Source organism: Fluviicola taffensis DSM 16823, from assembly GCF_943372375.1.
GTDB classification, from domain to species: Bacteria; Bacteroidota; Bacteroidia; order Flavobacteriales_D; family Crocinitomicaceae; genus Fluviicola; species Fluviicola taffensis_A.
Window position 1 is genome coordinate 1 of record NZ_CALRYJ010000013.1, and the last position, 22,440, is coordinate 22,440.

Here is a 22,440-nt window from a genome sequence, read left to right on the forward strand (position 1 = left end):
TCTCTGTTGCTGCATTTCCGTTTCCGGATGGTCCAACATAGTCACGGAACTTACACTCATAGTAACCTCCTACCACATTCAATGGGTCAACAACTTTCACGTTGATTGGTCCACCGTTGTAGTCGTATTCCAATTCATCCTTGAATCCATTGGTAACAATCGCATTCTCTGATGCGGTAGTCAATTGCAATTCTCTTCCTCCGTTTCCGGTTCCATCCAAGCGTGTGATTCGTGGAGTCTGTCCGTAAACAGAGTTTGCCATCGATCCACCCAATTCCGGTGAAATGTTGTGAGGAATTGCAGGAATACCAGCTAATGGTGTACCATCTGCATTAATACGTGAACGTAAGTAAGGTTTTTTCTGTCCATCAAGGAATTGTGCATCACTCGGGTCATATGGTTTATAGTTATTGTAACCATAAGCAACTGCCAGGTAATAATAAGTCTTGAAGTTCACCAACTTACGGTCTCCCGCTGCAAATAAATCTTCTGTTACTCTGAATGTATGATTAACACCCAAATCAGCCCCCTTCACTTTCTCTACCGGGAAAGAAAAGCCTAATTCTTCATCAAATTCGAAGTTAATCAAACGCTTCACTCCATTTTTAACGTCACATTGCGCTACCAAACGAGCTACAGTCTGATCATCCAAGTCAGTAATACCAACTTGTGCATTTTTCAACTGATAGATCTGGTATCCTTCGAAGCGGTAGAATTTGTCATAAACAATACCTCCTGTTGATGGATCTACGATGTTAATTAAATCTTCCTCGATGTATTTCTCCTGGTAGTTATTTGAGTTAATTGGGTTATCCAACATGATAATCAACTCATTCCCCATTTCCTGGATTGTCATTACCGGAGCATTTGGTGGCTCCAAAATTCGGAAACAGTTGTCAAACAATGCTTGCGCTTTTGTATCCGCAGTTTTCAATGAGTTTACAGAAGAGAAAATTTGTCCTTCAAAACTTCTTGCATAAACGATACCAACTGTAATGTTGTTCACCGCTCCAGGACGTAATGTAAATGGTCCTGCAGACTGAACGAAACGACGGTCACCTGATGGATTGGATGTAGATCCTGTTCCACATGGCTCAAATTCCGACCAATCAAATCCCGGATCAACTCCGGCAGTTGCCCAATTCAAAGTATCAGAATCAGCAGGGAACATGTAATTTGTTTCAATTGATCCAACACAAGGTGCTCCAGGGAATCCTGTTCCTCCATAGTACAACTGATCTCCAAACTGCCACAAACCTTGCATATAGTTGTAGAACTGAGAAGATGAATTTGGATCCGATTGTCCAGCAGGAGCATTTGTTCCTGTATAGATTGTAAAGTTACGCATACCGTAACGCTCGTTATCTGCAATTCCGTCTCCGTAACCGATACCCAATCCTTTGTAAACAATCCCTTTGTTTGCAATAGCATTTGCAACAGTAGGAATCACTAACTGACCAGTAAGTGTATCTACAACTGGTCCCGGGTTATCCGATCCATCCGCATCCTGGTAAGGACCTTCAAAGAAGTCAACTCCAATTGCAGGTGGATTAACTCCAAATCCTGGTCGTCCGGAGTTCGGCTCATCATTCAAATCCCCGTTATACATGTAACTCAATCCACGAGTCACATCACATCCTGCGTAGTCATCATTGTAGTTTCCTAAATCCGCATCGACATATTGTGAGAAATAAGTATCATACAATGTCTGAGTACCACGGTTGATCAACTCATAGTTATAGAATGTCATTTTATTGATCTCATCATCCGTTGCAAAAGCAAAAGCCTGAGCATGGATTTCCATTCCAATCGGTTCACCTTGTGATTCAGTGTGAATGTTTCCTTTATCGTTGAATACCCACCAGTGAGTCTCATCTCCAAATAAACTAACACGTCTGTCTGCTCCACACTGAATGTCATTACGACCTAAGATATCATCATACCATGGGTAATCACCTTCTTCAGGTTCGTAGAACATATCATTGTTCACATCATAAAATGGTGCAAGAAACTGATCTTGTCCACGACCAATATCTCCGTTACCCGGCCAAGCATTGATCTGAGCCAAAGTTTCGTTTGTTGGAGGAGGACAATCACCTGTCGTACAATCATTATAGGTAATGAATAGTATAACACCAGCTTTTGTAATCGTGAAAATGTTGTCATACAACAAACACTGATCCGGGTCAATGGTTCCATCACCATAATCGCGTCTTGCAGTATCTCCCTGAACAACAGACGGATCGAAGTTACCTGTACCATACTGAACAGTAAGCGGACCAGGCCAGAAGTCATTTCCATCTTGGCGGAATTTAACGGCAGCCAATTTCAATTGACCATTCACGTCAGTTCCTCCCATCCAAAGTGCTCCAGCATAAATTGTTGTAACTGCAGTTTCACTTCCTTTTTTCTTTGGAACAGTATAAGTTGCTAGTCCGTTTGCGCGATCCAGGAATAACAATCCTCCTGTTTCCAACTGACAACTAACATCATTAAAGGACATGGTTTTACGGTAATTCGCAGGTGCACAATTGGCAGCCTTTGTTGTCACCGTGGGTTTCGGCTTATTCCCAGCCGACTTCCCTTTCCCAAAATCATGATTATACGCATTGGCCTGACCAATGAAGCACATCGTAATTGCGAGCGATAAGTATTTTAATGTTCGTTTCATACTTTAATTTTTTTCTTTCTTAGAAATCAAACTTAACCCCTAAGCGAATAGTTCTTGGTGCACTAATATTAAATGGATTAGCCACTTTCATTGCGTAATAATCTCTGAAAGACTGCTCATCCAGCTGGTTTTGAATTGATGTTTGGTACTGAGCTGCTGCCAAATATCCATCATCATTCCAGTTACCTGTAGCTCTATAAACACCTAGAACGTTCATTGTATTGAAAAGGTTGGTTACACGAAGATAAACTTGCAAATAAGTTGATTTTTTCTTTGTGCCGTCTTTCCCACCGAAGTTAAGTCCAAACGTACGATCCAACTGAAGATCCAAACGATACTGCCAAGGCAATCTTGAACCATTTACTGTTCCAGTAATACCGGAAGTGTTTGGATTCAATAATGCATCACCTGTAACACCTGTTTGTGAACTGTAAGGAGAACCTGAATAGATATTCGTAATGATATTCAATCCTGTATTCTCAAGGATCTTAGCATCACCAATCATTGGTCCGTTGTAATCAGCTCCTTCACCGTAACGGTAATCAAGTGTGATTGCAAATGTATGACGTTGGTCATATGAATAAGGGAATACACTACGTAAGTTCGGCAAACCTGCAGTTTGAAGACCTGTCAACAATGAAGCTGCAGAAGTTGCATCAGAACCTGTACCATCAGCAAACTGCAATGTATATGCAGCTGTTATACGAACGTTTCCAGTTCTACGAAGGTCGTAAGAAACCGTCAGACCTTTCACCGTACCGAAGTCACGGTTACCAAATGTGCGGTATGTATTCGGGTAAGCCTCAAATACATTCATCAACTGCACATTGTTACGTTGTTCACGATAGAATGCAGAGATTTTCAATGATGAAGTCTTAGACAAAACTTGTTGGAAACCGATTTCGTAATCGATTGTTTGTTCCGGTTTCAAGTTCGGATTGTTGATCGTATTTGTTCGAGATTCGATGAACTGATAATCAATCGGATTAAAACGGTTACCTGTTGTAGGACGTTTCGTCAAGATATCGTAATGTGCAAAGAATGATGCCTCATCCGAAATAGGGAATGAAAACGCGATACGAGGCATCACATTGATTTGTGGTTTGTAATCCTCAAATGCATCTGCATTCACTTTTTGATTGGTAGCAGCAGAAGGATCTTTCAACCAAGGCGAAATACCTGTAACACCACGAATCAATTTCGGATCTTCAATTGCGATACCATTTGCATCATACCATTGATCACCATTTCTAAATCCATTGATTCTAGTCGGGCTGTTCACGTCATCAACATACACCACATAATCATCACCCATTGAAGTAGGGATCACCATGTTTGCATATTTTGTAGGATCACCTGCGATCAAAGATCTAGCTTCTGTAACGTTGTTAGCAGTATAAACCAAATATTTGTCTTTTAGCACCGGTTGATTCGCATCGAATACATCCACACGAACCCCTACGTTGAATACGATGTCCTTGAATGCAAACTTATCCATGATGTAACCAGCGATGTAAACCGGTTGGAATGCACCAATGAAACGTTTGTAGTTTCCATTCTCATCAAATTCATTGAAATACTTATTGATATCCGTATTTCCTTTCACTTTTTTACCTGTATGATCGTACCCGAAGTAATTCACATAGTTATCTCCCTGGTTGAACAATTCATCCGGAGAGAACATATCTAATGAGAATGTACTTGGATCATATTGATCAACTACAACATAATCAGTTCCAGCAGGATTAAATCCAAGTTTTTGACGAAGATTGTAATCGAAGAACGATTGTTTGTCATCATTTTCCTGACCACCGTATTCACCTGTTCCGGATGTATAAGCATATCCGGTATTCAAACGGTCGTAGCTGTATTGCTGGTAAGCACCAAAATTAACTACTGTCGGATTAGTCAAATCCAACTCTGTTAAGTGATTATTCGCTAACAAACGAGCAGTTGTCCAAAGTGAAATCGGTCCTGCATTTCCATTTGACCAACCTCTATCCCAACGTTGTTCGTATTCAAATCCTAAAGAGATGGAGTGGTCACCAATGTTCACTGAACCTGATCCTGTAATACGGAACTGATCTTGCTCTGATTTACTGAATCCATTATTCGGTGTACCGATGTTATTCCAGATTCCATAAACTGAAGTAGGAACATCACCGTTTCTCAATGCACGTCCGTTTTGAACTTGCAACAATGTCTCAAAATGGTCTGTTGGATTACCTGCGTATAGGTCAAAATAATTTTGAGTGATCGCAGCTAAAGCAGAGTTTGTCTCAGAAGCCTGGAATTGAACCAAATATTCCTGAGGTGTCGCAGTTTGGTAATAGTCACCATTTTTGAATTCGTAAGTAGGACGGAAACTTCTTGTAAACTTCCCTACGTGTCCATAACTAAACAAATCGTATTTGTGGTTCTTATCGTAAGTTTCAGTTTTTGTTTTTGAGTAATCCACCATGATGGAATAAAACGCCGACTTCACTTTTGAACTTGATCCTTCTTTATTGTTCGAGAATCGTTGAGTGAAACGTCCGTAAACACGGTAATCCAATTGATTGTAAACTCCAAAATTAGTGAAGTTCAACAATGAATTATCATAGTCGTAATTACTTCCATAAGAGTAGTTCAATGATCCCCCGAAAGTCAAGTTGACTGAAGGTCCAGTATTCACATCAATTTTAGCGGAAGCAGAAATTGTTGAACGACCAGCATTCATTCTCCATTTCGTTTTTTCGAAATCACTTTCTCTCAGATAATTTGCATTGTGGAAAGTTCCGTTACCTGTAGAGCTCGCTCTTACCGGATTGTCCAACAAATAATCTCTAGCTTCTTTCTTGATTCGGTATGACCCACCATTCAAAGGACGGCTGTCCAATTCATTCGTGTAGTTCACAGAAAGCAAGAAACCTAAGATTGGTTTTGTTTTTTTACCTGTTGAGTCTTTTCTCATTAAAAGTGGTCCGGAAAGTAATCCTTCAACTAGGTTGTATCCGAATTTATCCAATCCAATCACTTTTCCGTCATACCCGTTCGGGTCTTTTCCTTTAAAGTAGAAACCAGATGTTACACCTTCCAATGAACCAAAGTATTTAGCCGATGGACCACGTGTTGTTACAGCGATAATACCACCGGTAGCATCACCATAGTTAGCTGGCAAACCTCCGGTAATTACAGATACCTCCTCAATTGCTGATTTCGGTAAGTTAGAAGACCCACGAACTTTGATACCATCAATAAAGAAGTACGTACCATCCGAACGAGAACCACGAACAGAAAGTTCTCCCGTTCCCTCATTGGTAGTAACCCCACCTACCGTACTTGCAACTCCAGCTGCAGAACGTGTTGGTAGGCGCGCGATGTCCTCACGCGTGATCGTCGCCCCGGAAGGACCACCATCTTTATTAATTAATGGGACTTTGTAGGCCACGATAACGACTTCATCTAGGGCTTTTTCACCCGATGGGAGTCCGAGAGCAGTGTTGTCCAGGAAAGTGATACGGTCAGCATTGACCACAACTCCTCTAATTGAAGTTGCCTGATACCCTTCCCCCGGATTACTGATCTCAACATCGTAAGAACCTGGTGACAACGAGTTAAGTTGAAACTTACCATCTGTATCAGTGGTTGTGTTCCCCTTAACCGTTCCATTCTGCTTGATGACTACGATACAATCGTATATAGCCTCCTTGCTGTCCTTATCAACAACACTACCACGAATCGTTCCCAAACCTGATTGGGAATAACCGTAAGTCACTGTCAACAAGATACTTGCAATTAACAAGTTGAGTTTACGTAACATAAGTACAGTTTAATTTTACATCATTTTTATTGTAACAAAGCGTGTAAATATAGTAATTTTCGATTTGTTAACATTTCCTAAAAAACTTTTGTGATTTAAAGTAAATTAACGCTGATTAACTTTCCCTTAACGTTTGGAACCTTCAAAAGCCCTTATTCTTAAGGCATTGGTATTAAATAATATCTGAATTAACCATCCTTTTTAAACGATTCTGACATACCTTTGCAGTATGTCTACCATTTCTATTATCAATTTAAATGCTGTTTCTATTTATTTAATGGAAATCGATTTTTCTCATTTTGAAACGTACAAATCGACGTTGAATATGGAGGAAAATTTGAGGTTAAATGGCATTAAGCATCCCGAGAAAAAATTGGAGTTTGCAGCCTCCAGATATCTGAAACATCACCTTTTCGGTGAAGCGAATATCGAATATGATTCGACGGGAGCTCCTGAAATCAAAGGCGTTGGCTTCATTTCCCTATCTCATTGCAACACCCATATCGTATTGGCAACCTGTGTCGAACATTTGATTGGCGTGGATATCGAAGAGGTGCGTGAAAAGGCTGTTCTGCTTGCTCCCAAATTCATCACTCAAAAGGAGTCCTTGATTTTTGATCAAACGAATTCCATAGACATGTCGACTCTTTGGTCATTAAAAGAATGTTTATACAAGCTTTCTGATCGGAAAAAACTAATTTTTAAGGAGGATATACTGGTCTCCAGGCGGGATGACAAACTTTTTGGAACGATCAAAAAAACATCCGGAATCTATGAATATGAGCTACATGTTGAAAACTTCCAAAATATTTTAATAACTTTCAATTTAGGAAAAGGAAAACTACTACATGAATATTCTGAATAAAATTCAATCCAAAAACGGGCAATTAGCTCTATTGATCGATCCTGAAAAGACAAAAACGGAAGAACATCTGCTGGAACTTATCCGGAAAGCTGAATTTGCGCTGATCGATTTCTTTTTTGTGGGAGGAAGCACTGTTACAAGAAAAGAGATTGAAGCGGTTGTTTCGATCATTAAGAAAAACTCTTCCATTCCAATTGTGTTATTTCCCGGATCCAGCAACCAGCTATCGGAACAGGCAGACGCATTACTTTTCCTGAACCTCATTTCCGGCAGGAATCCGGATTTCTTAATCGGTCACCATGTCTCATGTGCGGAAGAAGTGCTGGATATGAAACTCGAAGTGATTCCAACTTCCTACATCCTGATTGATGGAGGCAAAATGACCTCCGTTGCTTATGTCAGTCAGACAACACCCATTCCCAGGGAGAACAGCACCATTTCGTTAAAAACAGGAATAGCAGGGTTCCTGATGGGACAAAAGCTTACCTATTTTGATGCAGGCAGCGGTGCACTTCAATCTGTTCCAACCCAATTAATCATTGAATTGAAAAAGAAGATTGATACTCCGGTTATAGTGGGAGGTGGTGTTCGTTCGCTGGAACAAATCGAATCATACAAGAATGCCGGTGCCAATGTGATTGTAATCGGAAACAAGATCGAAGAGAACATCGACTTTTTGCTTGATATTGAGACTTATCAAAAAAGTTCATTTAGAGTCGATTAGAAAAATCAATACCGTTCAATCAGCATCAAACACACTTCAATAAATAGAGGCGTTGTTTAATCACATTGTTAAAAATAATCAACTATATTTACCCAGTGTGAACTACGAAAACTAGGAGTTTTATGCTTTTTCAAGTAATTTAAAACCTTGATACAAAGCATATTAATTAAGTAACAAAGCCAAAAAAGCTCTCAAATTCGATACAGATTACACCACCGCATTTTTTATTAAAATGTTAGTTAAGTTGAAAAAAACAATGTTGAATCTATTAAATTGTTAAACATGCGCAAAAAATTACTTTTGGGTGTATTTTCTTTAATTGGTGTGATTTCAACTGGGAAATCATTTGCTCAGGAAAATCACTTCACTTGTGGAAGTCATACACAAATGAAAAAATTGTATGCCGAAAATCCCGGATTAGAGGAAGATTACAAAAAATTATTACACCGTTATACAGAAACTCGTATCGTTGATGGAAAATCAATTACGGTTCGTATTATCCCTATTGTTTTCCATATCGTTCACGAATACGGTGTAGAAAACGTTTCTGACCAGGTAATTCAAGATCAAATGGCAATCCTTAATAGAGATTACCGCAAACTAAATCCGGATACCAGTATAGTTGTAAGTCCTTTTGATACACTTATCGGTGATTCAAAAATTGAATTCCGTTTAGCTACATTGGATCCTTATGGAAATTGTACAAATGGTATCGAGCACATTTACGATCACAACACCAATCAAGGTGATGATTACTCCAAATTAAGCCAATGGGACAGAGACAAATATTTGAATGTTTGGCTTGTTAAAACAATTGGATCTGCCGGAGTTGCTGGTTATGCTTACTATCCGACAGGTGTTACAGGAACAGGTTTCTTCAGAGATGGAATTATCATCCTTTACGATTATGTAGGAAGTATTTTCCCAAGTAGCCCCAATAATTCAAGAGCTTTGACTCATGAAATCGGTCACTACTTAGGATTGGCGCACACTTGGGGGAATGATAACGATCCAGGTAATGCAGCTAGCTGTAATCAGGATGACGGTATTGATGATACTCCGAACTGTATCGGTATGACTAGCTGTCAACTAGCTTTGAACTCTTGTGTTGACGGTGTTCAAACTACAGATTATTGGTATCCGAATGATCCACAGGACAATGCTCAAAACTACATGGATTATTCCTATTGTTCCGTAATGTTTACAAAAGGTCAGTCGAATTTCATGAACAATGTATTGGATCAGGAAACTAGTGGACGTAACAATTTGTACACTGCAGCTAACTTGATTGCAACAGGAACTTCTACCATAACTCCTGTTACTTGTACTCCGAAGGCTGATTTTTACGTGGATGCAAATGGTGCTTCAGGTAACAGCGGACCAAATGCAAATGGTATTACTGCTTGTGTTAACGATCCTATCGCTTTTAAAGATGCATCATGGAAAGCAGGTGTCACTTCATGGTCTTGGAGTTTCCCTGGAGGAAGCCCTGCAACTTCAACAACTCAAAATCCAACTGTAACGTATGCTTTACCAGGATGGTACGCAGTTACTCTAACAGTATCCAATACTGCTGGATCTGATACTAAAATGGTTGATCACATGATTTACATCCAAGGTGATTGGGCTGAATATTTAGGTCCAAGAACAGAAGACTTCAACCAAAACGGAAATTTCTGGATTTCTCACAATCCTGAAAACAACTATCCTTCATTCAACCGCGTTGCAACTGGAGGAAGAGCAAACTCTGGATGTTTCAAGTTGAACAACTACAAGAATGTTAACGGAGCTCAAATGTTTACAGACGATTATTACTATTACGATCGTTTAGGAAACTCGAAAGATTATTTGATTTCTCCTGCTATTGATTTGAGAAGTACATCAAATATCAATATCTCATTTGATTATGCTTATGGTACAAAAGCAACTGCTTCTACAGATATCACGGAGAAATTGGTTGTTTACTACTCAAGAGACTGTGGTAAAACGTGGATTCAAAAAACATCCATTACTGGTGCTGCGTTGATAACAGCTGGTTATCAGAATGCGGATTACGTTCCAAACAATGATCTTCAATGGAAAACAGCTACTTTCACATACACACCATCAGCTGCAGATAACAAGACCAGATTCAAATTTGAGTTTATCGCTTCTGACTTCTCTTCTAACTTCTACTTTGACAACTTCAATATCAGTGGAACACTAGGGATTGAGGATAATGGAATGCTATCTAACATTTCAATTGCTCCAAACCCTGTTGCTACTGGATCTGACTTGTCAGTTGAAGTTGCAAACACAGAAATCGGAATGAAACTGATTGTGATGGACTTGAAAGGTGCAATGATCTCAACTACTGAGGTTCCTGCTTCTTCCGGAGTTCAAACAGTAAATATCCCTATGAATGTTGCGAAAGGATGTTATATCCTATCAGCAGTTCAAGGAGCGGCTAAATCTACTCACCGAGTAGTAGTTTATTAAAAAGATTCAACTTAAACATAGGAAAGTCCTGACGATAAAAGTCAGGACTTTTTTTGTTTAAACAACTCGCTATTCAGTTGGAAATTACTACTTTCACTCTATGAACCCTCGTGTTACATTTGCTACTCCTTATCCATTTCAAAGACCTGCATTCATCGGAATTCGTGAATACAGTTTTGTGAATTTACTTGGCGACGAATACAGTGTTCAGTTTGTTCAGAAAAACAGTCATATCATGAACTACATTGTAGACTTGAGTCTGAAAAGTCATGATCAGGATGAATATCAAACCATGAATACAGGAGATGTTTACAAAGTAATGGCAACAGTCGTGGCAATATTACTTGATTTCATAGAGCAAACCCCTTATTGTCAAAGCATTGAATTTGTCCCTGTTTCAGAAAACGATCAATTATTCAACAGAAGATCCGTCTTATTTCTGAGATATGTGCAACTATTTAAAACCCTAACCGGCTGGGACTACAAAATAAACGACGGTCTCTTCACCCTGACTCGTCCGAAAACAAAATAATTTGTCTTATTTTGCAGTATGAAGTTTGAAGAATTAAACCATCGACTGGAAAACACACTTATCGAGTTAGGCCTTGAAGGCTATACCGAAAGACAACAAAAATTAATCAAACTATCCAAACAAGGAAAAAATCAGTTGATTTTCGCAACACCCGATCAGGATCTGATTGATGGAATGCATTTCATCTCATTTATGAGAGCTCCGGAAATGCTGGAAGGTTCCCCTCGGGTTTTATGGATCACCCCATCTTGGGAAAGTGCCCGTGAAAAAGTAAAATCATTTCACCACTTAATGAAACGAACGGATGTTACCATTGAACTTGCAGATGATAAAAGCAAGATCATTGAGCAACGCAATGCCATTTTCGAAGGTGCTGAAATAATTATCGGGAATCCAAAGCGATTATTGGAATTGTATAATCAGAATGGGATTCACATGAATCAGTTGAGCCTGGTTATTATCGATCAAGCTGAAACTATCTGCAAGAACCCGATCACCATTCAGTCTATCAAACGAATTGCCGAGAGCTTGCCAAAATGTCAAAAATTGATTTTTTCGGAAGGAACGCATGCTCGCCTTGAAACTTTTTGCGAGGATATTTGTACCTTTTACGAAACTTCTGAAATCTGATCGCATGTTAGCCAAACAACTGAAAAACATTTCCACTATTTGTTATATCATTGGAATGGTATGCGCGGTTTTACTTTACTCACGCAACACTTTTGGTATTACGAATGCAATACGAATCGGTTTTTATGTTTTTGGCGGGCTAGGACTTCTTTTAAGTCTTCTTCAATTTCGGTTTATTCCGGAAGATAAATGGGAAGAGTTCAATTTGTTGTTTTGGATCGGATCCCTGGTTGTATTTATCGGTTTTGTGACTCAAACCATGGGGCTGAATTATTCGTCCTACATTCTGATCCTTGGTCTTGCAATTACCGGTTTCTCCTATTTTGTGAATCCATTCAAAAAAGATAAGGACGAAGAAGACGAACTTTTGGACAACTGAATCAGGCACCAATCACTATTTAAAATATTTTTATATTTAAGGTAAAACCAATTCATTGGTAATTGCGTATTTGGTATACTGAAACGTTGCACACTAAACCTGCATTGTGAAAAATTATTTCGTTGTATTTATTTTATCTTTTGTTCATTTACTTTCGAGCGCGCAAGTTTCAATAACGGAGCACGATGACTTCCTGAAACTGGAAAGGAATCAACTAAAGTACTTCATAGCACCGAATCATCAATCGAGTCTTCAGGCTGTCAAATCACATTTGAATAGCTTCAAACCGATCAATTCCCGAATGGTTAACCTGGGGTTCGAAACGAAGGATGTGTGGTTCTATTTTGAAACCAAGAACCTTTCTAAATCGCGCCTTATACGCATGCTTAAATTAAGCAATCCGATTATCGATGAAGTGGATGTCTATAAACGGATTGGAAACAGTACGTTCATTCCTGTTGCTCATAGCGGAGATCAACGTCCCTTTGCATGGCGTTACAATGGGAACCGCGAATTAATCTTCCCTTTAAAATTGGATCCACACAGTACAAATGGCTTCCTGTTCCGCGTAAATAACGGCGGAGAACAATTCTACTTTCAAAGTTCACTTGAAAAAGGCTCATACATCCAGGTAAAACACGGAAACAAACAAGTGTTCTACGGTCTGTTATTCGGAATAATGATTTTCATTATCATTCTCAATTTAGCGATTGGAATCTTGTTTCGTCAACGAATTGCTTACATCTACACTTTATATGGGGCTTCCTTCACCCTACTCCAGATGTCCTTATTAGGTTTCGGGACAACCTGGCTTTGGACTGATCAGTATTTCATTTCGAATAGGGCAAATCCAATCCTGGCATCGTTGGGTGTTTTGTTTTTCCTAAACTTTACCTACCGTTACCTTGAATTGCATATCAACACGCCTAAAATCAAACCGATAGTAAGGACGATTCAACTTGTTTTATTACTGAATGTTTTTCTGAGCCTTATTCCCGGAACCGCATTTATGAATATTTCGGCTATCACCGTAAATGCGATGACCCTGATATTAAATCTGTTCATCATTTACCCTTTAATTATCACCCTGAAAACGGGTTCAAGGACTGCCAAATCCTATTTGGTCGCATTCTCCATTCTACAAATCTCTGTTTTTGCATTTGTACTAAGGAACTTTGGAGTCATTCCCAACAGTTTTCTAGCAGATAACGGTTTGCAAATCGGGTTTGCCGTAGAAATGATCATTTTGACATTCGGGATATTGCAGCGATTCAAAATCATGAATGATGCCTCCATTTCCGTACTGGCAGAAGCAAATGAACTGAAAGAGAATCTGAATATCCAGTTGGAAGCAGAAGTTGAATTAAGAACAAAGGAAGTCATCCAACAGCGGAATGAACTGGAACATAAAAATGAAGAGATTACAAGCAGTATCTTGTATGCAAAACGGATTCAGAACGCGCTATTGCCAAGCAGTTCCTATTACTCGACCCTCATCCCGCATCTAAATGTTTTCTATTATCCGAAAGACATTGTTGCCGGAGATTTCTATTGGGTCAAACGTATCCGTATCGGAGAAGATATCTGGAAGTTTGTTGCTGTTGCCGATTGTACCGGACACGGCGTTCCGGGAGCCATGATGAGCGTCTTATGTATGAACGCACTCAATGAATCGTCCCGCTTGTTAGAGGATGCAGATCCAGCAGACCTATTGACCCGTGTCAGCTCTTATCTAAGAAACTATCTGTTAACAGATGGAATGGAGCTCTCCGATGGAATGGATATCTCCGTAGCATGCTATAATTCTGAAAAACAGATTTTACGTTTTTGTGGTGCCAACAATCCATTATGGATTTTAAACGAAGGGGAGATTCAAGTGATCCCGCCTACCAAAAGACCTGTTGGTAAATCAGAGTCCAGTTTAGCATTCGAACTACATGAAATGAGTTACCGGGAAAACCAGCGCATTTTATTGTTTTCAGATGGGTGCATTGACCAGTTCGGTGAGAAATCCGGGAAAAAACTGAAAACTCCGGGACTGAAGAAATTGGTTCTCGAAGAGTATGATCCGAATCCACAAAATCACCTTCAGAACATTGAACAAGGTTTAATGAAATGGATGGGAAAAGAAGAACAATTGGATGATATCTGTATGATGCTAATCGATTTGAATTAAAAGGTTGCCTTCAAACTCATATCCAGGCTATTAAAACTATGGGTTAATGCGCCAACGGATATGAAATCCACACCTGTCTCTGCAAAAGCACGAATAGTTTCTTTCGTAATTCCGCCGGAAGCCTCCGTTTCGTAGCGACCGTCAATTTTCACAATCGCTTCGTTCAACAAGTCCGGAGTGAAATTATCCAGCATGATCCGATCCACCATTCCTGTTTCCAGAACCTCATCCAATTCTCTCAGGTTACGGACCTCTATCTCCACTTTCAATTTTTTTCCGGTGGATTTCAAATAATCATGGGTTCTTAAAATAGCTTGTTTGATTCCACCTGCAAAATCCACATGATTGTCTTTCAGCATGATCATATCGTAGAGTGCAAAACGGTGATTCATCCCTCCTCCAATCCGGACAGCCCACTTTTCCATATAACGAACTCCGGGAGTAGTTTTGCGTGTATCCAATAAATTTGTTCGGGTTCCTTCCAACAGATCAACATAGCTCTTTGTCTGGGTTGCAATTCCCGACATCCGCTGCATGAAATTCAACAAGGTACGTTCTGCTGCCAAAATGGATTGCGCACTTCCTTTCAGGTAAAAAGCAATATCTCCCGGTTTCACAGATGTTCCGTCAGTTAACAGCTCTTCAAAGACCAATGTTGAATCCACTAGCTCACAGACTTTTTTGGCCACTTCAACACCCGCAAGAATGCCGGTATCCTTCACCAATAACTTTGCAATTCCGGAAGCATTTACAGGTATACAAGCCAAAGAAGAATGGTCTCCATCTCCTAAATCCTCTTGAAGAGCGTTTTTTACAATTTCATCAAACATGGAACAAAGTTAATGCAAAATGCAGAATTATGAATTCAAAAATCCTACTGCTTAATGGTTCTGTTTTTTTGAATTTTGAATTTTGAATTCACTCGATGGAAAGTGATTCGATCTTCAATTCCGACCCGATATGTTTCCATTTGATGGTTACGCGAAAAGATTCACTTTTGGAGGAATAGGTTCCGGTAGTTAGCGGAGAATCATCGCTCTCCTTACCCTTGAATGTAAAACGGAAGCTCGAAACCGGTTTTCGGTTAAAGAAATCTTTCAACAATTGAGTTGCTTGGGATTGCGCATAAATGCCTTCTTTCCCTTGAATCTGAAGCAATACTTTATCCTTTCCATAAGAAATGATCTTTGCGGCATCTTCTCTATTGAATGCTTGTTCAACGGCTGTGAAATTTGCATCTGTAACCGTATGAAGTGATAAAATAAAAGAAGCTATTAATGATAAAACAAAGCCCATATTTTCAATTGTTATTTGACCGCATGCAACAAATATAGTGCCTAAAATCAAATCCCGGCAATTCTCTACTATTTTAATAGATTAGTTTGCTCTTACTCCATGAAAAAAGCGAAACAATGGCGAATGATTTAGGTGGATTTAATGACTAGCAACAATTTTCGTATATTCGTTGCATGCAGGTAACACTACTTTGTATTGGTAAAACAGGAAAGAAATTTCTGGAGGATGGAGAACAGGAGTACTTAAAAAGACTGCGGCATTATATTCCGTTTCAACTACAAATCATCCCGGATATCAAACAGGCAAAAAGCTTATCTGTAAGTCAAATCAAGCAGCGGGAAGGAGAATTGATCCTGGAAAAGATCAGCCCGACAGATTCGCTCATCCTATTGGATGAAAACGGGAAGGAATACAGTTCACTTGAGTTCTCAGCTTATCTTCAAGACCAGTTCAATCGGGGTGGCAAACAGATTTGTTTTGTTGTTGGCGGACCATATGGTTTCAGTGATGCAGTCTACCAACGGTCGAATGGAATGATTTCCTTGTCCCAGATGACCTTTTCGCATCAGATGATCCGTTTGTTCTTCATCGAACAAGTTTATCGTGCAATGACTATTTTGAGGAATGAACCTTATCATCATCAGTAGGCATGAAATATCCTGAATTTACCCTGTATGATTATATTTTCTTCACTGCTTACCTGGTTCTATTCAGTCTGATTGCCATTCTTATTTTTCTTAAGAACAAAGAGAATCCGGAATACCGTTATTTTCTCCCCCACTTTTTTTGGAAGATATTCATGGGGTTTGCTATGGCTTATGTTTATGTCTACAGTTACGGTGGAGGTGATACAACCGCATATTGGCAGGGAGCGGATACTCTGAACAATTTGTTTTACCAATCTCCTGAGAACTATTTCACGGAGTTATTCTACACCTCAAACAAAGGGTATCTTCCGCATTATTACAATCAGACAACCGGCATACCACCAGTTTGGATTTACAATGAGCCAAACTCCTGGTTTATCTGTAAATTAAGCAGTCCTATTTCCTTCTTCACTTTCAAAAGTTACCTGACATTGAATCTGTTCTATTCGGTAATCACCTCTTTTATTTCCTGGAAATTCTTCCGGTTCCTAAATTCATTTTTAACGATCCAGACCAAATACATCGCTTACGCAGTTTTATTCATTCCTACAGTTGGGTTTTGGTGCACAGGAATCATGAAGGATTCCGTTACATACGCGAGCTTATTAGTCGTCATTATGGGAGCGTTCAAGATTCTTTACAAACAATACAACATCAAAACAATCATTGCTACGCTTATAGGAATCTGGTTTATTTTTGTCACCCGTTCGTTTCTCCTATTACCAATTGCAGTCCCTCTATTTATCCTGCTTATTTTCAGACTAAATCGCACCAAACCATTTATAGTTCGATTTTTAACACGAATGACCGGAATATCTATTGCAATTTCGAGTATTGTCTTCTTTATGAGCAGCTCTTCCCTATTCGGAGAATTCTCATCAAATAATTTGACAGAAACAGCCAACACCATTTACCTCGACTTTCAAAATAATACCGGATACACCGGAAAACGCTACGATCTGGGAATCTCTGAGGTCAATTCAGTTACCATGATTACAGTTATTCCAAATGCTATCCTGACAACACTCTACAGACCTTTTATTTGGGAAGCTGATAATGCACTCATGCTTATTAACGGTTTGGAAGGCACGCTTTTTCTCATCCTGACCTTAGTCATCATACGAAGAAGAAAAAAAACAACTTTTTCGATTTCCAAGCAAGGAATTCAAACAAAAGATTTTATTCTTTTCTCCGTGTTATTTGTTTTGATTCTGGCCTATTTTGTAGGGTTAACATCCGGTTTATTCGGTGTTCTTGCACGTTTGAAAGCTCCTACCCTTCCATTTTTTCTGTTATTTATTTTTAGCAGACTGGAAAGAAAAAATGAACAAAATCCAACAGTTCCGGAATAATTAAGTCTATGAAATCAACTTTGCCTTACTTTAAAAACCTGGATGGTCTGAGAACAATTTGTTTTCTGATGGTTTTTTTCTTCCACAGTTTCACCAGCAAAAATGCCGAAGTTCTGAACTCAAACACTTACAAAACCATCAAAGTTGGTCTCTTTGCAAATGGAAACCTTGGAGTAAACTTTTTTTTTGTATTGAGTGGTTTTCTAATCACTTATCTATTAATCATTGAAAAACAAACATCTTCCAGCATCAACGTCATTCATTTTTGGCTTCGGAGAGTCTTACGGATCTGGCCTCTTTATTTTTTTTGTGTATTCTTTGGGTTCTTTATCTTTCCACTCATCAAATCGTACCTGGGACAAAGTCCTCAGGAAACAGCCCATTTATTTAATTATTTGAGCTTCACCAGCAACTTTGATTTCATTTTGAATGGGAGACCGGACGCATCTATTCTGGGAGTTCTCTGGAGTGTTGCGATCGAAGAACAGTTTTATCTTATCTGGCCATTGTTTTTAGTTCTGATACCAATCAGATACTATTGGATTTTATTTACCTCTTTGATTTTACTGAGTTTGGGATACCGAGTTACTCATAACGAATATTATCATATCGAATTCCATACACTTTCCTGTATGAACGACCTCGTAATCGGTTCATTTGGTGCCTGGTTCATTATTCGCTATAACTCATTGAAAAATGCGCTTGTAAAACAATCCGTGCTGTTACAAGTTATTCCTTATGTGCTTTTTGCCATTCATTTTTTTATCCGTGACGAATTAATGAATTGGAATGAAAATCTGATTCCTTACGAACGCATATTCAGCTCACTGATTATGTTGTGGATTATTTTGGACCAGGCAGTCAACACAGAAGGGATTTTTAGACTTTCGCGCTTTAAACTACTAACCCAAAGCGGAAAGTACACTTATGGTATGTATTGCTTGCATTTTTTGGCCATTCTAATCATTGTCACAATCTCCAAATCGCTTTTGCATCAGGACAACTTCCTGACGGTCTTAATAGTAGAACCAATAAGTAGTCTTGTTCTGACTTATTTTATATCTTTGGTTAGCTTCAACTATTTTGAGACTTACTTTTTGAAATTGAAAAGTAGGTTTACTTAGTTAAGAGAACCAAATCTCGCTACTATGAAACACCCGTTTACCAATCAGGTATCAGAAAAACTTCTGATACTAATCATCCTTTTTTTTAATTCAAGAAACTGGGTTTACAAAGTTGTACCGACCAATACCCATTACAAAAAAGGAAGCATCAGAAATGTTACGCGAAAAGGTATTTCATATCAATTAGACCTCAGTGATTATCAGGAATGGCTGATCTATTTTTATTGCAAGTCTGATTCCAGTGAATATGTTTTGGATTATCTGAACAAATCCGAAGTCATTTTTGATATTGGAGCTAATGTGGGACAAACTGCTCTTAGCATGTTCAAAACGCAAAAAAAGAAAGCTCTGAATCCTTCCGTTTATGCTTTTGAACCCTTTCCAAGCACATTTCAAAAATTGGAGACCAATATCCGGCTGAATAAACAACTTGAAATCAAAGCTTACAACCTGGGACTTAGTAAGGAAAAAGGAAGTTTACACATGATGAAACCTACTCTTGGAAATAGCGGTGGTTTTCGCATGACAAATGATCAGAAGAAAGGGATTCCTGTTTCGGTCATTTCAATTGATGAATTTGTTTTTGAGAAGGATATTTCGCAGGTCGATTTCATCAAAATTGATGTGGAGGGATTTGAATTACAAGTATTGAAAGGCGCAGAACTGACGATCAAACGATTCAAACCGATTCTGGTATTTGAATACAGCATCAAAAATATTGAAGCGCAACAAGGAAATATAGACATTGCAATAAATCAGTTGATTTCAATGAATTATGAAATTAGCACCAAAGAAGGTCTTTCGAATTTAGACGAGATTCTGACTTTAGATTACCAAACCGATCTGATTTGCATCCCTAATTGATAATTCACAGCCTTAATCTGCGGAATTTTCTTTATTTTGGTGGCATATTTGAACAAATGCATCCTGAAAGTAAGTATCTACTCGAAATAAAATCAAAAAGCAAATTCAGCTTTGGTTTCAAAGAAATTTTGAGTTACTGGGAATTGCTTTATTTCTTTACTTGGAGAGAAATAAAAGTTAAATACAAACAAACAGTTTTAGGCTTTCTTTGGGTCATATTGCAACCTGCATTAATGACCATCGTTTTTACCTTCTTTTTAGGAAATGCCATTTCATCCGTTTCTAAATTAACCGTTCCTTATCCGCTATTTGCCTTAAGCGGATTAGTAATCTGGGGCTTTTTCAGTACAGGTCTATCCAACGCAGCAAACTCGATGGTCAACAACTCGAACATCATCAAAAAAGTCTATTTCCCGCGTTTGATCATTCCTTTTTCTGCCATTCTTAGCTCAAGTGTCGATTTCCTGATTAGTTTATGCCTGTTTTTTATTGCTCTGATTTATTTCCAAACGCCAATAAACTGGCTACATCTGCTTTATCTCCCGCTGGCACTGATCATGATTTCTTTTTCCACATTAGGAATCGGAATGTTCCTGGCTGCGCTGAATATCAAATATCGGGATGTGCGCTACATCCTGCCTTTCTTTATTCAGGGAATGCTATTTGTGTCTCCTATCATGTTCCCCATTTCAATTACCAATAACCCGGTTGCAACCACCATTTTACAATTCAATCCGGTTGCAGGTGCTTTGGAATTGATCCGAAGCGTATTCTTGAATTATGAAATGAATTTGACAACGATTGCATATAGCTCCATTTCCACTCTTGTTTTTTTCATGATTGGATTGTACACTTTCCGAAAAACAGAGGCTTATTTTGCCGATTTAGCTTAACTTTTTGATTCTCTCCAGTGAAACCAATCTTAGAAATTGAAGCAATAAGCAAAAAATACTTGATTCAAAAGTCAGGGCAGCAACCTTATTTGAGTTTGCGCGACTCATTATCCGGTTTTTTCAAGCAAAAAGAAAAAGAAGAATTTTGGGCATTAAAAGATATTTCCTTTCAGGTAGAAGCTGGTGAAAGTATTGGAATCATTGGTAAAAATGGAGCAGGGAAATCCACCCTTTTAAAGATCCTTTCTCAAATTACTCCTCCAACTTCAGGGAAAATTACTGCTCGCGGAAGAATTGCTTCCTTATTGGAAGTGGGGACCGGATTCCATGCCGAACTTACAGGAAGAGAAAACATCTTCATGAACGGTTCGATACTCGGAATGAAACGAGCAGAAATCTCGCGAAACTTCGATGCAATTGTAGACTTCTCCGGAGTGGAGCAATTTTTAGATACTCCACTGAAGCACTATAGTTCCGGAATGCAATTGCGTTTAGCTTTTGCCGTAGCTGCATTTCTTGAAAATGAAATTTTGATTATTGACGAAGTACTTGCTGTCGGTGATGCCGAATTTCAAAAGAAATGTCTCGGAAAAATGAACGAGGTGAGCAAAAGTGGTCGTTCCATTCTTTTTGTAAGCCACGATCTTGATACTGTTGCCAATCTATGTAACAAAGGAGTCTATCTCAAAAATGGTCAAATTGCTCATTTGGGAGAAATTTCCGAAGTTCTGCACAGTTATTCAAAAAACTATGGCAGCTCCGACCAACAATGGGAATTGAATCAACGCCCGGGAAATGACAAAGTCCGTTTGAACAGTGTATCACTGGTGAATGAACGGCATGAACAAATTCATCAACCGACTATTCACGATAAAATCGGTGTTCGCATTGAATATGAATTGTTTGAGGACAACTTTTCCCCTTCACCGAATGTTCATTTTTACAACACCAATAATGTGTGCTGTTTCCTTGGAATATCGGGTGTGAAAACGACTGTAAAAGGAACCTATGAAGTGATCATTTGGATTCCGGCAAATACGATGAACAACATCCAATACAACGTAGGAGTTTCAATCACCACCTTGAAAACAGTTGAAGTTCATTTAGATATCAGGGATTTGATCAGTGTTGACTTTTTTGAAGATAAATTTAAACGAATTACTGATTTTAGTGGTGTCATTCCCGGTATGGTAAGACCAACCACAATCAGTGAACTAAAAAAGATAAAGTAATCGAATCATGGATAACATTCACGAAATTATTGAAGAGAATTTTTGTTTGAAATTTGAACTTGATTCACTCGCGGATCATTTACTTTTTGGAAAACACGAAAGATGGGTTCATGGCTTCATGAATAAATACGGCGACGAATTGCATCTCAAACGGTATGAATTTGCCCAAAACCATATTTCAGGAAAACGGGTACTGGACATTGCCGGCGGAAGTGGCTACGGAACCTATTACCTTGCTCAAAATGGTAATCCACTTGAAATCCATTCTGTCGATTTGAGTGAAGATTCTGTCCGTTATGCAAAACACCGTTATCCAAATGAAAAAATCACTCGTTTTGTTGACAATGCGGAAACATACGAAAACAAAGATTACTACGATGTGGTCGTGAGTTTTGAAACCATTGAACATCTATCCAATTATTCGGCTTTTCTGGAACGTGTATTTTCATCTTTAAAATCAGGTGGGAAATTAATCATTTCGACTCCGGTTACTGCTGTTACAACTACCAATAACATCAATCAATTCCATGTAATTGAGTGGTCTTTTAATGATTTTCAGCAACTGATCCGAAACTACTTTAGAATCGACGAAGTCTTTACCCAAAATATTTCGATGAAATCTCAGGTAGTGGATTCTTTCACTAAGAAAATTCGTTACAAATTGAATCCCGAAAAGTTTCAAACCTTTGATTCGTCTTTGAAGACTTTTAAAAATGATATTGATTTCAAAAATATTCACACCGGATTCCAAGTTCTTGTTTGCACCAAAGAATAA

17 protein-coding genes and 1 pseudogene are annotated in these 22,440 nt (G+C 38.7%); 14 read left to right on the forward strand and 4 right to left on the reverse strand.

Annotation, left to right across the window (positions count from 1 at the left end; genetic code table 11):
* Together AAG807_RS15865 and AAG807_RS15870 are read right to left on the reverse strand one after the other, a co-directional pair.
* Nucleotides 1–2,671 (reverse strand): annotated as a pseudogene (locus tag AAG807_RS15865) (T9SS C-terminal target domain-containing protein); the annotation flags it as partial.
* Between the two features lie 19 nt (nt 2,672–2,690).
* Nucleotides 2,691–6,473 (reverse strand): carboxypeptidase regulatory-like domain-containing protein, encoded by a 3,783-nt coding sequence (locus AAG807_RS15870; protein ID WP_341906045.1) that lies wholly within the window; start codon nt 6,471–6,473, stop codon nt 2,691–2,693.
* Between the two features lie 229 nt (nt 6,474–6,702).
* Between AAG807_RS15870 and AAG807_RS15875 the strand changes: the two genes are divergently transcribed.
* From AAG807_RS15875 to AAG807_RS15905, 7 genes are all read left to right on the forward strand, one after another.
* Nucleotides 6,703–7,338 (forward strand): 4'-phosphopantetheinyl transferase superfamily protein, encoded by a 636-nt coding sequence (locus AAG807_RS15875; RefSeq protein WP_341906046.1) that lies wholly within the window; start codon nt 6,703–6,705, stop codon nt 7,336–7,338.
* Entirely contained in the window at nt 7,322–8,062 is a 741-nt protein-coding gene (locus AAG807_RS15880; RefSeq protein WP_341906048.1) for a geranylgeranylglyceryl/heptaprenylglyceryl phosphate synthase, read from the forward strand. Before AAG807_RS15875 ends, AAG807_RS15880 begins: the two co-directional genes overlap by 17 nt.
* A 282-nt stretch (nt 8,063–8,344) precedes the next feature.
* On the forward strand, nt 8,345–10,540 hold the full coding sequence (locus AAG807_RS15885; RefSeq protein WP_341906051.1) for a M43 family zinc metalloprotease: 2,196 nt from the start codon (nt 8,345–8,347) through the stop codon (nt 10,538–10,540).
* A 100-nt stretch (nt 10,541–10,640) separates the two neighbouring features.
* Nucleotides 10,641–11,072, forward strand: coding sequence for a hypothetical protein (locus AAG807_RS15890; RefSeq protein WP_341906054.1), 432 nt, complete (start codon nt 10,641–10,643; stop codon nt 11,070–11,072).
* A gap of 18 nt (nt 11,073–11,090) precedes the next feature.
* The gene (locus AAG807_RS15895; protein ID WP_341906056.1) at nt 11,091–11,702 is read left to right on the forward strand and encodes a DEAD/DEAH box helicase; all 612 of its coding nucleotides are present in this window, start codon (nt 11,091–11,093) and stop codon (nt 11,700–11,702) included.
* A 4-nt stretch (nt 11,703–11,706) separates the two neighbouring features.
* Complete coding sequence (locus tag AAG807_RS15900; protein ID WP_341906059.1) at nt 11,707–12,081, forward strand: hypothetical protein; 375 nt, start codon at nt 11,707–11,709, stop codon at nt 12,079–12,081.
* Between the two features lie 106 nt (nt 12,082–12,187).
* Nucleotides 12,188–14,257, forward strand: a complete 2,070-nt coding sequence (locus AAG807_RS15905; RefSeq protein WP_341906061.1) for a 7TM diverse intracellular signaling domain-containing protein — start codon at nt 12,188–12,190, stop codon at nt 14,255–14,257.
* Here AAG807_RS15905 and nadC read toward each other — a convergent pair.
* Together nadC and AAG807_RS15915 are read right to left on the reverse strand one after the other, a co-directional pair.
* Nucleotides 14,254–15,087 carry a carboxylating nicotinate-nucleotide diphosphorylase gene (gene nadC / locus AAG807_RS15910; RefSeq protein ID WP_341906064.1) on the reverse strand — a complete coding sequence of 278 codons (834 nt, stop codon included), beginning with the start codon at nt 15,085–15,087 and terminating at the stop codon, nt 14,254–14,256. The genes AAG807_RS15905 and nadC overlap by 4 nt on opposite strands.
* A gap of 88 nt (nt 15,088–15,175) precedes the next feature.
* Nucleotides 15,176–15,553, reverse strand: coding sequence for a DUF4783 domain-containing protein (locus AAG807_RS15915; RefSeq protein WP_341906067.1), 378 nt, complete (start codon nt 15,551–15,553; stop codon nt 15,176–15,178).
* 173 nt (nt 15,554–15,726) lie between these two features.
* Between AAG807_RS15915 and rlmH the strand changes: the two genes are divergently transcribed.
* From rlmH to AAG807_RS15950, 7 genes are all read left to right on the forward strand, one after another.
* Nucleotides 15,727–16,200, forward strand: a complete 474-nt coding sequence (gene rlmH, locus AAG807_RS15920) for a 23S rRNA (pseudouridine(1915)-N(3))-methyltransferase RlmH (RefSeq protein WP_341906070.1) — start codon at nt 15,727–15,729, stop codon at nt 16,198–16,200.
* A gap of 2 nt (nt 16,201–16,202) precedes the next feature.
* Entirely contained in the window at nt 16,203–17,552 is a 1,350-nt protein-coding gene (locus tag AAG807_RS15925; RefSeq protein ID WP_341906073.1) for a hypothetical protein, read from the forward strand.
* Between the two features lie 8 nt (nt 17,553–17,560).
* On the forward strand, nt 17,561–18,676 hold the full coding sequence (locus AAG807_RS15930; protein WP_341906076.1) for an acyltransferase: 1,116 nt from the start codon (nt 17,561–17,563) through the stop codon (nt 18,674–18,676).
* Between the two features lie 24 nt (nt 18,677–18,700).
* The gene (locus AAG807_RS15935; protein ID WP_341906080.1) at nt 18,701–19,540 is read left to right on the forward strand and encodes an FkbM family methyltransferase; all 840 of its coding nucleotides are present in this window, start codon (nt 18,701–18,703) and stop codon (nt 19,538–19,540) included.
* A 128-nt stretch (nt 19,541–19,668) separates the two neighbouring features.
* Nucleotides 19,669–20,433, forward strand: a complete 765-nt coding sequence (locus AAG807_RS15940) for an ABC transporter permease (RefSeq protein WP_341906082.1) — start codon at nt 19,669–19,671, stop codon at nt 20,431–20,433.
* Nucleotides 20,434–20,450: 17 nt separating this feature from the next.
* The gene (locus AAG807_RS15945; RefSeq protein WP_341906083.1) at nt 20,451–21,665 is read left to right on the forward strand and encodes an ABC transporter ATP-binding protein; all 1,215 of its coding nucleotides are present in this window, start codon (nt 20,451–20,453) and stop codon (nt 21,663–21,665) included.
* Nucleotides 21,666–21,672: 7 nt separating this feature from the next.
* Nucleotides 21,673–22,440 carry a class I SAM-dependent methyltransferase gene (locus AAG807_RS15950; protein ID WP_341906085.1) on the forward strand — a complete coding sequence of 256 codons (768 nt, stop codon included), beginning with the start codon at nt 21,673–21,675 and terminating at the stop codon, nt 22,438–22,440.